Annotated in this window: 13 protein-coding genes; 5 read left to right on the top strand and 8 right to left on the bottom strand. The window is 69.6% G+C overall.

The features are described from left to right. Nucleotides 1–36: 36 nt before the first annotated feature. The 6 genes from ACQE3L_RS07935 to ACQE3L_RS07910 all read right to left on the bottom strand — a co-directional run bounded on the left by ACQE3L_RS07935 (nt 37) and on the right by ACQE3L_RS07910 (nt 5,908). Nucleotides 37–1,059, bottom strand: coding sequence for a branched-chain amino acid ABC transporter permease (locus ACQE3L_RS07935; protein ID WP_058365270.1), 1,023 nt, complete (start codon nt 1,057–1,059; stop codon nt 37–39). A gap of 54 nt (nt 1,060–1,113) precedes the next feature. Next, nucleotides 1,114–1,812: an ABC transporter ATP-binding protein gene (locus tag ACQE3L_RS07930; protein ID WP_426963276.1), complete on the bottom strand. Its 699-nt coding sequence runs from the start codon at nt 1,810–1,812 to the stop codon at nt 1,114–1,116. Further along, the gene (locus ACQE3L_RS07925) at nt 1,809–2,711 is read right to left on the bottom strand and encodes an ABC transporter ATP-binding protein (RefSeq protein ID WP_426963274.1); all 903 of its coding nucleotides are present in this window, start codon (nt 2,709–2,711) and stop codon (nt 1,809–1,811) included. Before ACQE3L_RS07925 ends, ACQE3L_RS07930 begins: the two co-directional genes overlap by 4 nt. Next, nucleotides 2,712–4,133, bottom strand: coding sequence for an ABC transporter substrate-binding protein (locus tag ACQE3L_RS07920; protein ID WP_426963273.1), 1,422 nt, complete (start codon nt 4,131–4,133; stop codon nt 2,712–2,714). A gap of 118 nt (nt 4,134–4,251) precedes the next feature. Beyond that, entirely contained in the window at nt 4,252–4,767 is a 516-nt protein-coding gene (locus ACQE3L_RS07915) for a universal stress protein (protein ID WP_426963272.1), read from the bottom strand. A 439-nt stretch (nt 4,768–5,206) separates the two neighbouring features. Next, nucleotides 5,207–5,908, bottom strand: coding sequence for a helix-turn-helix domain-containing protein (locus ACQE3L_RS07910; RefSeq protein ID WP_426963270.1), 702 nt, complete (start codon nt 5,906–5,908; stop codon nt 5,207–5,209). 105 nt (nt 5,909–6,013) lie between these two features. Here ACQE3L_RS07910 and ACQE3L_RS07905 point away from each other — a divergent pair, with 105 nt between their 5' ends. Next, complete coding sequence (locus ACQE3L_RS07905) at nt 6,014–6,619, top strand: PH domain-containing protein (RefSeq protein ID WP_426963269.1); 606 nt, start codon at nt 6,014–6,016, stop codon at nt 6,617–6,619. Next, nucleotides 6,616–7,182 carry a PH domain-containing protein gene (locus ACQE3L_RS07900; protein ID WP_426963267.1) on the top strand — a complete coding sequence of 189 codons (567 nt, stop codon included), beginning with the start codon at nt 6,616–6,618 and terminating at the stop codon, nt 7,180–7,182. Before ACQE3L_RS07905 ends, ACQE3L_RS07900 begins: the two co-directional genes overlap by 4 nt. Before the next feature lie 24 nt (nt 7,183–7,206). Here the strand turns inward: ACQE3L_RS07900 and ACQE3L_RS07895 are convergent, their stop codons facing one another. Next, nucleotides 7,207–8,802, bottom strand: coding sequence for a class I adenylate-forming enzyme family protein (locus tag ACQE3L_RS07895; protein WP_426963265.1), 1,596 nt, complete (start codon nt 8,800–8,802; stop codon nt 7,207–7,209). After that, nucleotides 8,795–9,610, bottom strand: a complete 816-nt coding sequence (locus tag ACQE3L_RS07890; RefSeq protein WP_426963263.1) for an alpha/beta fold hydrolase — start codon at nt 9,608–9,610, stop codon at nt 8,795–8,797. Before ACQE3L_RS07890 ends, ACQE3L_RS07895 begins: the two co-directional genes overlap by 8 nt. A gap of 134 nt (nt 9,611–9,744) precedes the next feature. On the opposite strand from ACQE3L_RS07890, the gene ACQE3L_RS07885 reads away from it, so the two are divergent. From ACQE3L_RS07885 to ACQE3L_RS07875, 3 genes are read left to right on the top strand one after another with little or no spacing between them, the layout of a single operon-like run. Beyond that, the gene (locus ACQE3L_RS07885; RefSeq protein WP_426963350.1) at nt 9,745–10,764 is read left to right on the top strand and encodes a thiamine pyrophosphate-dependent dehydrogenase E1 component subunit alpha; all 1,020 of its coding nucleotides are present in this window, start codon (nt 9,745–9,747) and stop codon (nt 10,762–10,764) included. Beyond that, complete coding sequence (locus tag ACQE3L_RS07880) at nt 10,757–11,791, top strand: alpha-ketoacid dehydrogenase subunit beta (RefSeq protein WP_426963261.1); 1,035 nt, start codon at nt 10,757–10,759, stop codon at nt 11,789–11,791. Before ACQE3L_RS07885 ends, ACQE3L_RS07880 begins: the two co-directional genes overlap by 8 nt. Continuing rightward, nucleotides 11,788–12,126, top strand: a complete 339-nt coding sequence (locus ACQE3L_RS07875) for a lipoyl domain-containing protein (protein ID WP_426963259.1) — start codon at nt 11,788–11,790, stop codon at nt 12,124–12,126. The genes ACQE3L_RS07880 and ACQE3L_RS07875 overlap by 4 nt, the downstream gene beginning before the upstream one ends. The last annotated feature ends 28 nt before the right edge of the window (nt 12,127–12,154 follow it).

Below are 12,154 nucleotides of genomic sequence, written 5' to 3'. Positions count from 1 at the left end.
TCAGTCGACGCGTCGTCCGCGCCGCCGTCGGGGTGACTAATGGCCGCCCACCTCCGCGAGGCCGAACAGGCCTTGCGGCCTGACGACGAGCACGCCGACGAGCACGAGGAACATCACCATCTCCGGAAGCCCGGGGAAGGAGACGTGGTTCTGGAACACCCACGTCATGGTCGCGTCGGTGAACCCGACGAGAAGCGCCGCCACGACGGTGCCCTTGAACGATCCGAGCCCACCGATGATGACGACGATGAAGCCGATCAGCAGCGTCTCGACCCCGAGCGGGACCGAGGCGCCGTATCGCGGATCCCACATCAACATCACGCCGGCGACGCCCGCGAGACCGGCACCGACGCCGAAGACCACGGTGAACGCCTGCCTGATGTCGATGCCGAGCGCCTGCGCCATCTCCGCGTCCTCGCTACCGGCGCGGATGTAGAGCCCGTATCTGGTCCGGGTGAGGAAGGCGGCGATGGCGGTCACGACGAGCGCCCCGACGAGGACCTCGAAGAGGTAGAGCCCGCGGATGCTCACGCCGGCAATTTCGTACCACGCCGCGAGGAAGTCCGGGGCCGTCCCGAGCGCCGCCTGCCAGTCGCTCTGGGGCTGCATGCCCCGCAGTTCCACGACGATCCGCGCCACCTCGTCCAGCACGAGGACGACGCCGAAGGTCAACAGGATCTGGAACAGCGGCGCGCGGTCGTAGATGGGCCTGATGATCGTTCGCTCCATCGCGGCGCCGAACGCGGTCATGACGCCGAAGACGGCGGCGATGGCGAGGAAGAACAGCACCAGCCGCGTCAGCCCGCCGGTCTCGCCAGTGACGGCGACGACCATCACGACGCCGCCGAGGTACGCGCCGATCATCGTCAGCGATCCGTGCGCGAAGTTGAGCACGCCCATCAGCCCGAAGATGAGGCTGAGTCCGCTGGCGATCAGGACGAACAGCGCGGCCTTCGAGAGCCCGTCGAGCACGACGCCGACCAGCCCGCTGAAGAGGTCGACGACGCCGCCCTGTAACAGCAGGTCGGCCGACACGAGGGCCGCACCGAGCGCGCTCATGCGGACGGACACCTCCTGAACGCGCTCATGCCGACAGACACCCCCTAAACGCGCTCATGCCGACAGGTACCTCCGGATCGTCTCGTCGTCGCGCGAGACCCCTTCGGTCGACCCCGCGTCGACGACAGTGCCGTGGTCGAGCAGGTAGTAGCGGTCCGCCAGCTCCGTCGCCAGCGGGAAGTTCTGTTCGACCAGCAGTACGGTCGTCTCCTCGCTGACGGTCCGGATGGCGTCCGCGACCGCCTCGACGATGAGCGGCGCCAGCCCCTCCGAGGGCTCGTCGACGAGCAACAGATCGTTGTCGCCCACGAGGCCGCGCGCGATGGCGACCATCTGCTGTTGGCCGCCGGAGAGGTCGCCGGCCTCCTTACCGCGGTGCTCCTCCAGTTCCGGGAACGTGGAGTAGGCGGTCTCGAACGCCTCGGGCACGCCCGCGGGCTCCGGGGTCGCGATCCGGATGTTCTCGTCCACCGTCAGGTGGGTGAACATCCGGCGCTCCTCGGGGACCCAGCCGACGCCGCGGCGGGCGATCTCGTGGGTCTCCTCGCCCGTCACGTCCTCGCCGCGGAACCGAACCGTCCCCTCGCGAGGTGGCGTGAGGCCGAGGATCGAGCGGAGCGTGGTCGTCTTCCCGACGCCGTTGCGGCCGATCAGCGCGACCACCTCGCCCTCCTCGACGTCGAGCGACACGCCCTGCAGGACGTGGCTCTGCCCGTAGTAGGCGTGGACGTCGTCGAGTTCGAGCAGGCTCACGCCGTCCCTCCCGGGGGGCCGCCGTTCTCGGGAGTCCCCTCCGACTCTCCGCCGTCGGTCTCGCCGGTCTCGCCGCCCTCGTAGCCGCCGAGGTACGCCTCCTGGACCGCGGGGTCCTCCCGGACCGCGGCCGGCTCGCCGTCGGCGATGAGGCTCCCCTGATGGAGCACGGCGATGCGGTCGGAGACCTCCATCACCACGTCCATGTTGTGCTCCACGAGCAGGATGGCGTGGTCGTCGGCCACGTCGTCGATGACCGCGATCACGTCCTCGATCCCGTCCGTCGAGACGCCGGAGGTCGGCTCGTCCAGGAGCAGCACGTCCGGGTCCCCCGCCAGCGCGATGGCGACCTCCAGGTTGCGCTTGCCGCCGTGGCTCAGCGCCTGCGCGGGCGTGTCGGCCGCGTCCGCGAGCCCCACGCGGTCCAGGATCCGGTAGGCCTCCTCGGTGTAGTCGGTCAGCGCGTCCGCGTTGCGCCACAGCTTCCAGGAGTCGTCGCCGTGGGCCTGCGCGGCGATGCGGACGTTCTCCAGCACCGTCGAGGTCGGGAAGAGGTTCGATATCTGGTACGAGCGGTGGATCCCCGCGAGCGCCGTTTCATGGGTCGCGGCGTCCGTGAGGTCGCGCCACCCATCGTCGGCGTCGTCAGCGGCCACGCCGGCGTCGTCGCCGTCCGCGCCGCCGCCCGCGCCGCTTCCGCCGGCCGCCCCCGCCCGGAACTCGACGGTCCCCTCGGTCGGGGAGAGCGCCCCGGTGAGCAGGTTGAAGAACGTCGTCTTGCCCGCGCCGTTCGGGCCGATCAGCGAGCAGCACTCGTCGGGCTCGAGCTCGAAGTCGACGCCGTCGACGGCGACGAGCCCGCCGAACCGCTTCGTCAGCCCGGCTGTGCGGAGCGTCATCTACAGCGAGCAGTCCATGTTCTCGTCGTCCGCCGGGAGCGTCACCTCGTCCATGCCGATGCGGGCGACCGGCTCGCCGGGCATCAGCGCCGCGTCCCAGTTCTCCTCGGTGTTGGGGACGGGGTAGGAGACGGTCATCTCAGAGCGGGCCTGATTGTTGTACTCCTGGTAGACGTAGCCCCCCTCGCCCTTCGGGGTCTCCGCGACGGTCATCCCGCGCATCTCGGCCGCGATGTCGGCGCCGTCGGTCGAGCCGCTGGCCTCGACCGCCTGTACGATCGAGGAGGCGGCCGTGAACGTCCCCGAGGTGAACAGGTCGGGCACCACGCCGTAGGCGTCCGTGTACATGTCGACGAACGCGTCGTTGATCTCGTTGTCGTACTGGTTCCAGTGGTAGCGCGTCGTGAACGGGCCGAGCTTGGCGTCCTTCAGGTCCTGCTCGGTGAGGTCCTCGCCGAGGACGCGCTGGGCGACGCCGCCGATGGCGTTGACGCTGATCTGGGTCGCGAAGCCGCCGAACAGCCGGAGGTCGTACCCCCCTTCGAGCCCGACGCTGAGGAACGTGGGCAGGGTCGCGACGGTGAAGCCGCCGATGACCGCGTCCGCGCCCGCGTCGACCGCGTTCTCGTAGAGCCCCTCGAACTCGGAGTAGCCCTGCGGGACGAACTGCTCGCCGGCGATCTCGACGCCCTCGCTCTCCAGCACGTCGCGGTAGTTCGCCGCGACCGACCGGCCGAACGAGTAGTCCGCCGCCATGATGTAGACGCTCTCCACTTCGGTCTCCCGTGCGACGTAGCGCCCGCCGGAGCGGGCGTCCATCACCGTGTTCTCGCTCGCGCGGAACACGTACTCGCTACAGGTGTCGGAGTCGGCCGTGAAGTCCGCGGCCGCGGCCGGCCCCGCCACGAATGGCGTCGAGGAGGGAATGGCCACGGTCTCGATCACGCGCCGCGCCGCACCGGAGGACGCGGTGCCGAACAGCACGTCGACGCCCACGTCCTCCACGAGGTCGGTCGCGACCGACTGCGCCTGGTCGGCCGCGAAGCCGGAGTCCTCGATATGCAGCTCGACGGTCAGGTCGCCCGCCTCGATGGTCTCGACGCCCGCGGACTCCACCGCGAGCGGCTCCTGGTCGAACTTGTACGCCAGGCCGGAGAGGAACCCCCACAGCGACTGCAGGCCGTAGTACTCGAGGTCGCCCGTCAGCGGCTGGAGCACGCCGACCGTCAGCGTGCCGCTCACCTCTCCCTCCGCGGTCGCCTCGGCGCCGCCGCCGGACTCGGTGTCGCCGTCGCCCCCGCCCGATTCCGTCTCGGTCCCGCCGTCGTCGCCGCCGGTACACCCCGCCAGTCCCGCGACGCCAACGGTGCTCGCCGCGCCGGCTCCTTTCAGGTATCGCCGTCGTGTGGTGTGCTCTCGCATGCTACTAACGAGGGTCAGGGACCGGCAAAACCTGCATGGTTAATATGGTAACCTCGAAAGACGGACGCCTCGCGGCCCCTACCGCACGAATCGTCCACGGGAACGCTGCTGCGATCGGTTATCGGCCGCGTTCGGCCGAACGGCGGTCGTCGGCCGGGTCGAGTGAAACGCCCGTCTCCCGGAACTTGTCGACGTGGGTCGGCGAGACGTGCGAGACGATCAGCGTGTCGAACCCGCGGTCGGCGGCGACGGTCTGGCCGACCGAGATCGAACTGGCGATGCGGCCGGCGTTCTCGCTCCCGAGGAACACGATGCTGGCGTCGTGCTCGATCGCGAACTTTCTGAGTCGTACCGCGACGGTTCCGATCTGCGCGGACCTGTCCACGAAGACCGTCTCGTGCCGCGCTCCGGGCGCCAGTTCGGAGACCGCTCGCTCGAGGCGCGTGCTGACGGTCGCGGCGTCGAACGGCTCTCCCGCCTCGATCCATCCTCTGTCCCGGGCGTACTCGGCGTTCTCTCTCGGCACGATGGTCACCGCGATCACGCCCTCCTCGAGGAGCGTGTCGAACTGGGCCGCGCGCACGAGCGCCGCTTTCGAGAGATCGGAACCGTCGTACGGAACCACGAGCGTCATCGGCGGATAATGGCGATCTGAGCATAAATACACATCCAAAAATTTGTCACACGCCGTCACCCCCGGGTGGGGCCCGTCGCGAGGGGAACTGTCACGATTATCAATCCGGAGGAAATAAAGAAACTATCAAACGAGTAATGATAGAAAGCACTATGTTACGTGACAATCAAATAACTAGTATGGGTGCGACAGTACGGTTCGAGTGTGACTGTGGTGGAGAGCGAGTCGCGGAGATGCACTCGCGATACGAGACCGATTTCCAGGTCCACTGCGATTGCGGAGAGGTCTTCGTCGTGAGCGCGACGCGGATCAGTCAGTAGGGACACGCGGTGGCAGCGAGGGCGCGTGGCGGCAGGGAGGACGCGCGGCGCTCGTTCGGTCTCCGTCGAAGAACCCGTGGTTCGTCTGCGCCGACAGCATGGCTCCCCGACCGCGCCGGTCAGTCTAGGTCCTCGAGCGCCTGCACGACGCTCCGGAGCAACTTCTTCTCGCCGCGGCGCATGTTCTTGGAGACGGCCGCGGTCGAGACGTCGAACTCGTCGGCCAGCGTCGAGAGCGTGGCCTCGCGGGGCGACTCGAAGTAGCCCGCGTCCGCGGCGGTGGTGATGGTCTCCTCCTCGACCTCCGAGAGGTCGCGACAGGCGTCGAGTAGGGTCGAGGCGGCGTCCGCGTGGTTCATGATCTCGAACAGCTGGTTCAGCTCCAGCTCCGAGCGGCGCTCGATGTCGAACTCGTTGCCCTTCTCGAGGTCGACGACCGCCTCTTCCGCGGTCGCCTCGTCGTCGAAGCCGACCTGCCACAGCTCCGACCCGTCCTCGATGTGGAACGGCCCGGTGATGTAGCCGTCGTGGCCCGTGATCGTCGACATCGCGTTCGTCTCCTCGATCACCGTCCGGATCACGGCGGTGCCGTCCTGCTTCGAGAACAGCCGATAGTCGCTCATGTTCGGGTGCTCGCGCAGCGCGGTGAGTCCCGCGTCCAACTCCCAGCGGTCGGGCGCCTCCGCGATGAGTCGGGTCTCCAACTGCTCGGCGGCCGTGTCGAGCTGCCAGTGCATCGTGGAGAAGGTGACCTCGTGGTCCGCGCTGGTGTCGATGAACGGGCAGTCGAACTGCTCCATGTCCATCGTGAGGTCGATCATGGCAGATCGATATCGTTACTCCGTGATAAGTCTGTGTGACGGGGCGGCCGATGCGCGACCCGCCACCGCGACAGGATTTAGTCCCGGGGCGGCGACGGCGAACCCATGACGCCAGACCCCGCGTCCGAGAACACCGGCTCTCCAGGAACCGGATCACCGGAAACCGTCGGCGCTTCACCGGATTCGCCAGCCGCGGCCGGTGACCCGACGCTCGACTGGCTCACGCTGGAAGGCGGCGAGGAGGTACTGTGGGCGAGCCAGCCGCACCGGAGCAGCCTCGTTCCGGCGCTGGTCGTCGGCCTCCCGCTCTCGCTGGTCCTGATCGGGATCCCCATCGTCGCCGGCGCGTACCTGACGTACACGAACACCAACTACGTGGTGACGAGTTCCGGTCTCTACCGCAAGGCCGGCATCCTCTCGCGAGACGTCCAGAAGATCGGCTTCGACAAGGTGCAGAACATCTCCTACAGCCAGAGCGCGGTCGGCGCCTACTTCGGCTACGGCAACGTCGAAGTGAGCACAGCAGGGAGTTCCGGCGTGGAGATGCAGTTTCGGAGCGTGCCCGCGCCCGCGGACGTGCAAGAACTCATCGACCGGCAGGTCGAGCACGGTGACGACCGCGGCGGCGAGGGAAAGGCGGACGTGCTCGCCGACATCCTCGAGGAGCTGCGCGGCATTCGCCGCGCCGTGGAGGACGACGCGGACCGATGACCGCCGCTGACGAAGCGGCTTCCGGCGCGTCCGACTGGCGGCGCTTCGACGAGTCCGCGGTGCTGTGGGAGGCGTCTCCCCGTCGGACCCGCGCGCTGGGTGGCATTTCTGTGACCCTCGTCGCGCTCGCGGCCGTGGTCGCGGCCGCGTACGCGATCCATCCCGGGGTACTGGCGCTCGCGCCGGCCGCGGTCGCTCCGGCGGTCTACCACTACCTGCGGGTCGTCACCACCGTCTTCGTTCTGACCGACCGGGCGATACTCGTGAAGACCGGAATCATGGGCCGGTCGGTGCGCCGCGTCGAGTACGCGCGCGTTCAGAACGTCGGGTACGGACAGGGCGTGACCGGCTCGCTGTTCGGGTACGGGACCGTCGACATCGAGGTCGCCGGCGGCCGCGACCTGCGCCTCTACGACGTGCGCGGGCCGACGGAACCGTACGGGATCGTTCGCGAGCGCGCGGGCGACGGCGCCAGCGAAGTCCCGGGATCGCTGGACGACTGGCGGGCGGTCCGCGAGGAGGTCCGGGCGCTCCGCGAGGCGGTCGAGGCCGGCGAGCGGTGAGGGGCCGGGATACCTCGGGCGGGACTACTCGCCGTCCGCACCGAACCGGTCGGCGATCGCGGACCGGTCGATCTTCGAGGGGCCGCTCGTGGGCATCTCGTCGACGAACGCGAGCGCCTTCGGGACCGCGTAGCGCGCGACCCGGGAGGCGAGGTGCGACTCCAGCTCCCCGAGCGTGAGCGACTCGTCGCCCTGCACGACCGCCTTGCCGACGGTGCCCCACTTCTCGTCCGGGACGCCGATCACGATCACCTCCTCGACCTTCGGGTGGTCGGCGATGGCGTCCTCGACCTGCGGCGGGTAGACGTTCTCGCCGCCGGAGACGAACATGTTCTTCTTGCGCCCCTCGATGTGGTAGTAGCCGTCCGGGTCCACGCGCGCGAGGTCCCCCGTCGACACCCAGTCGCCGAACGTCTCTCGCGTCTCGGAGTCGTTGTTCCAGTAGCGGTCGCCCGCGGCCGGGCCAGCCAGTTCCAGCTCGCCGATCTCGTCGAGGCCGACCGGCTCGCCGCTGTCGTCGACCACGCGGGCGTCGACGCCGAGGGCGGGGACGCCGACGCTGTCGGTCTTCTCGGGCGGGAAGTCGTCGGGCATCGCGAAGTTGTTCGGACCGCACTCGGTGAGCCCGTACCCCTGCGAGAACTCGATCCCGCGGTCGCGCCACTCGGCGATCACCGCCTCCCGGCACGGCCCGCCGCCGCTCTTGACGAACCGGAGCGTCGAGAGGTCCGTCGCCGCCCAGTCGTCGTGATTTGCCATCATCCGCAACACGGCGGGGACGCCGACGAGCACCGTCGCGCCCTCGCGCTCGACGTTCCGGAGCACGCGCCCGGGGTCGACCTCGGGCGCGATCAGGAGCGTCCCGCCCATCTGGAGGAACGGCACCGTGAGCACGTTCCAGCCGCCGGTGTGGAACATGGGGAACAGGAGGGGGGTCACGTCGTCCTCGCGGAGCCCCCACGCCGTGATCGTGTTGAAGGAGTTCCACTGGATCGCGCCGTGGCTGATGACCGTCTCCTTCGGCACGCCGGTGGAGCCGCCGGTGTGCAAGAAGAGATGGGGGTCGGCGAGCGCCACCGGGGGACGGTCGACCGGCGAGCCGTCGTCGGGCAACTCGGCGGTGTAGGGCGTCCACTCGTTGTCGCCGTCGCTCGGGATGGACCGGACCGCCGGCTCGGCGTTCGCGCGCTCGATGGCGTCGATGGCGTCGCCGACGAACGGCGTCTCCACGAGCAACAGCGTCGGGTCGACGTCGCCGAACACCGCGGCCAGTTCCCGCTCCGCGAGCCGGTGCGAGAGGGGCGCGAGCACCGCGCCGATCTTGCCGGTCGCGAAGAAGAGGTCCAACAGCTCGATCCGGTTCCGGGAGACGACGGCGACGCGGTCGCCCTTCCCGACGCCGCGCTCGCGGAGGTACCGCGCGGTGCGGTTCGCGCGCTCCTCGAGGTCGGCGTAGGTGTGCGTCTCGCCACTCACGGCGTCCTTCACCGCGACGCGGTCGGGCGAGAGGGCGGCGCGACGCCCCGCGAGGTCGCCGACCCAGTCGTACCCGCGTGCGGCGTGGGGGTGCGGCCGCGGGTCGTCGGTCCCCCTCGACGGGGGCGGCGTGTTCTCAGACATGCCCCTCCAGGAACTCGCGGACCCGGTCGTTCACGCGCTCGCGCTCCTCGATGAAGAACAGGTGCGGCCCGCCCTCGACCGTCTCGAACGTCGCGTCCGGAAGGGCTTCGGCGAGCAACTCGCCGTTCTCGAACGGGAGCACGCGGTCGGCGGTGCCGTGCATCACGAGCGCGGGCTGCGTCAGCTCGCCGACCCACGCGGAGGCGTCGAACGCGCCGACGGCGGCGGCCTGCGCCTCGCGCCCCTCCGGACCCGCGTCGCCCGCGAGTCGGGCGTCGACGATGTCCGCGACGAGGCCGGGTTCGCGGTCGTAGAAGTCGTCGGAGACGGCCGGCTTCATGCGGTGTCTGATCGTCTCGCGCTCGTCGGCGCCCTCGGGGACCGAGAAGATGTGGTCCAGCACGTCCTCGGGCGTCGGAACGGCCTCCTCGCCGCCCGGCGTGGTACACAGAAGCGTCAGCGTCGCCACGCGCTCGTCGTCGCGCGCCAGCCGTTGGGCGATCATCCCGCCCATCGAGGCGCCGACGACGTGGACCCGGTCCCCCCGGTCGAACCCGCAGTCGTCCAGCACCGCTGCGGCGTCGGCGGCCATCTCCCCGATCGTGTACGGCCCCGCCGGCGCCTCCGAGTCGCCGGTTCCCCTGTTGTCCGGTCTGATAACCCGAAAGTCGGGCGTCAGGTCGCCGGTCAGCCAGTCCCACATCCACCGACCGTACCCCAGTCCCTCCAACAGGAGGACGGCGGGCGCGTCCGGCGGTCCGTCGACGGCGTAGTCGATCCGCACGCCGTCGGAGTCCGTGCTCGGCATGCGTGTGAGAAGGACCCGCTCCCGCATCAATCCGGAGATTCACATGTGAACCCGGCCGCGGATCACCCAAACGAACTTATATAATTATAAACGACTATCTACGCGCTATGGTAGCAATACACAAATTGCGGGCGATGTACGCCGACATGGTGACCGCCCGCCGGTACGAGGAGCGGCTCCAGGAGGAGTACCTGGAGGGCAAACAGCCCGCGTTCGACATCTCGGCCGGGCCGATCCCCGGGGAGCTTCACCTCGCGGCCGGACAGGAGGCGGCCGCGGTCGGGGTCTGTCACCACCTGCGACCGTCCGACACCGTCACGGCGCCGCACCGCCCGCACCACGTCGCCATCGCGAAGGGAGTGGACCTGAAGCGCATGACGGCGGAGATATTCGGTCGGGAGACGGGACTCGGAAAGGGGAAGGGCGGCCACATGCACCTGTTCGACCCCGACGTGAACTTCGCGTGCAGCGGCATCATCGCGCAGGGGTGTCCGCCCGCGGCCGGCGCGGCGCTGGCGGCGAAGAAGCGCAACGAGGACGCGGTCGCGGTCGCGTTCCTCGGCGAGGGGGCCATCGACCAGGGCGGGTTCTTGGAGTCGCTGAACTTCGCCAGCGTCCACGACCTCCCGGTCGTATTCGTGGTCGAGGACAACGACTGGGCGATAAGCATGCCGAAGGAGCGCGTCACGGACGTCGAGGACGGCTCGAAGCGCGCGGACGGCTTCGACATGCCCGGCGTCCGCGTGGACGTCGACGACGCGGTCGCGGTGTACGAGGCGGCCGGCGAGGCGGTCGGTCGCGCCCGCGACAGAAACGGCCCGACGCTGTTGGAGGTGCAGGTGCACCGCCGCATGGGCCACTTCATGGGCGACCCGCAGACGTACCGCTCCGACGCGGACGAGGAGGCCGCGCTCGCGCGCGACTCGATCGAACGTCTCGAACGGGAGCTGCGCGACCGCGGCGTCGACGACGCGGAGTTGGACGAGGTCCGCGAGCACGCCGAGGCGCGCGTCGAGGAGGCCATCTCGTGGGCGAAGGAACAGCCGCATCCGGACCCCGAAGCCGCCCACGACGACGTCTTCGTGAACCCGGCGTCGGGCGTGACCGACAGCGAGCCCGACTTCGAGCTGGCGGAGGTGAGCGGCGATGAGTGACGCCGCCGAGCCGGGCTCCCGAGAGGTCATCGACCGCGAGCTGACGATGAGCCGCGCGATGGTGGAGGCGATCGCCCACGAGATGGAGACCGACGACGAGGTGTTCTACATGGGCGAGGACGTCGCCGACTACGGCGGCATCTTCGACAGCACGCAGGGGTTACTGGAGGAGTTCGGCCGCGACCGCGTGATGGACGTGCCGATCAGCGAGACGGCGTACCTCGGCGCCGCGGTCGGGGCGGCACAGGCCGGGATGCGCCCCATCGCGGAGCTGATGTTCGTCGACTTCTTCGGCGTCGCGATGGACCAGATCTACAACCAGCTCGCGAAGAACACGTACATGAGCGGCGGCAGCGTCAACGTCCCCTTGGTGTTAACGGCCGCGGTCGGCGGGACGTACAACGACGCCGCGCAACACTCACAGACGCTGTACGGCACGTTTGCGCACCTGCCCGGGATGAAGGTCGTGGTCCCCTCGACCGCCTACGACGCGAAGGGGCTGCTGCACAACGCGATCCGCGACGACGACCCGGTCGTCTACCTGTTCCACAAGCGCCTGATGGGGATCGGCTGGATGCCGGCGCCCGACGGGCCGAAGACGCCGGTCCCGGAGACGGACTACACCATCCCGTTCGGGAAGGCGGACGTGAAACGCGAGGGCGCGGACGTCACCGTCGTCACGCTCGGGCTGCACGTCCACCGGGCCCTGGAGGCGGCCGAGTCCCTCGCCGCGGACGGGATCGACGCCGAGGTGATCGACCTCCGGACGCTCGTCCCGCTGGACGTCGACACCGTCGTGGAGTCGGTCCGCAAGACCGGGAAATTGGTCGTCGTCGACGAGGACTACCGCTCGTTCGGTCTCACCGGCGAGATCGTCGCGAGCGTCGCCGACGCGGACCTCGACGCCCTCGACGCGGTCGAGCGCGTGGCGGTTCCGGACGTGCCGATCCCTTACGCGCGCCCGCTCGAGGACGAGGTGATCCCCGGGGTCGAGGACGTCGAACGGGCCGTTCGCGAGGTGCGATGAGCGGCCACCCACGAGGTGCGACGACCGACCGACCGGACCCCGCCCCGACGGCCGGCCCGCTGCTCACCGACGGCGGGTCCGGCGGCGTCCGCGTCGCGGTCCGCGCCAGCGGCGACTGGGAGCGCGACGTCGACGAGACGGAGGGGATCGTCGTCAACTGGTTCGCTCGCGAGGGCCGCCCGGTCGAGGCGGGCGAGGCCGTCTGCGAGATACAGGTGGAGAAGGTGAGCATCGACCTTCACGCGCCCGTCGACGGCACGCTCGACGAGATCGTGGTCCCGGAGGACGGGGAGTTCGAGATCGGCGACGCGGTCGGCTGGATCGATCCGGCGTGACGCCCGTCCCATCGCGGCCGCGCTCGCC

The sequence above is a fragment of the Haloparvum alkalitolerans genome (genome assembly GCF_050122995.1).
In the GTDB taxonomy this organism is placed as follows: Archaea; Halobacteriota; Halobacteria; order Halobacteriales; family Haloferacaceae; genus Haloparvum; species Haloparvum alkalitolerans.
Note: the sequence above shows the minus strand (reverse complement) of the source record. Positions and strands in the feature narration are given on the sequence as shown.

Excerpts from the sequence above, each read along its gene's own strand:
- ACQE3L_RS07925 (WP_426963274.1), bottom strand. The coding sequence starts at position 2,711 with ATGACGCTCCGCACAGCCGGGCTGACGAAGCGGTTCGGCGGGCTCGTC.
- ACQE3L_RS07910 (WP_426963270.1), bottom strand. The coding sequence starts at position 5,908 with ATGATCGACCTCACGATGGACATGGAGCAGTTCGACTGCCCGTTCATC.
- ACQE3L_RS07885 (WP_426963350.1), top strand. The coding sequence starts at position 9,745 with ATGTACGCCGACATGGTGACCGCCCGCCGGTACGAGGAGCGGCTCCAG.
- ACQE3L_RS07890 (WP_426963263.1), bottom strand. The coding sequence starts at position 9,610 with ATGCCGAGCACGGACTCCGACGGCGTGCGGATCGACTACGCCGTCGAC.
- ACQE3L_RS07900 (WP_426963267.1), top strand. The coding sequence starts at position 6,616 with ATGACCGCCGCTGACGAAGCGGCTTCCGGCGCGTCCGACTGGCGGCGC.
- ACQE3L_RS07875 (WP_426963259.1), top strand. The coding sequence starts at position 11,788 with ATGAGCGGCCACCCACGAGGTGCGACGACCGACCGACCGGACCCCGCC.
- ACQE3L_RS07920 (WP_426963273.1), bottom strand. The coding sequence starts at position 4,133 with ATGCGAGAGCACACCACACGACGGCGATACCTGAAAGGAGCCGGCGCG.
- ACQE3L_RS07895 (WP_426963265.1), bottom strand. The coding sequence starts at position 8,802 with ATGTCTGAGAACACGCCGCCCCCGTCGAGGGGGACCGACGACCCGCGG.
- ACQE3L_RS07905 (WP_426963269.1), top strand. The coding sequence starts at position 6,014 with ATGACGCCAGACCCCGCGTCCGAGAACACCGGCTCTCCAGGAACCGGA.
- ACQE3L_RS07935 (WP_058365270.1), bottom strand. The coding sequence starts at position 1,059 with ATGAGCGCGCTCGGTGCGGCCCTCGTGTCGGCCGACCTGCTGTTACAG.
- ACQE3L_RS07880 (WP_426963261.1), top strand. The coding sequence starts at position 10,757 with ATGAGTGACGCCGCCGAGCCGGGCTCCCGAGAGGTCATCGACCGCGAG.
- ACQE3L_RS07915 (WP_426963272.1), bottom strand. The coding sequence starts at position 4,767 with ATGACGCTCGTGGTTCCGTACGACGGTTCCGATCTCTCGAAAGCGGCG.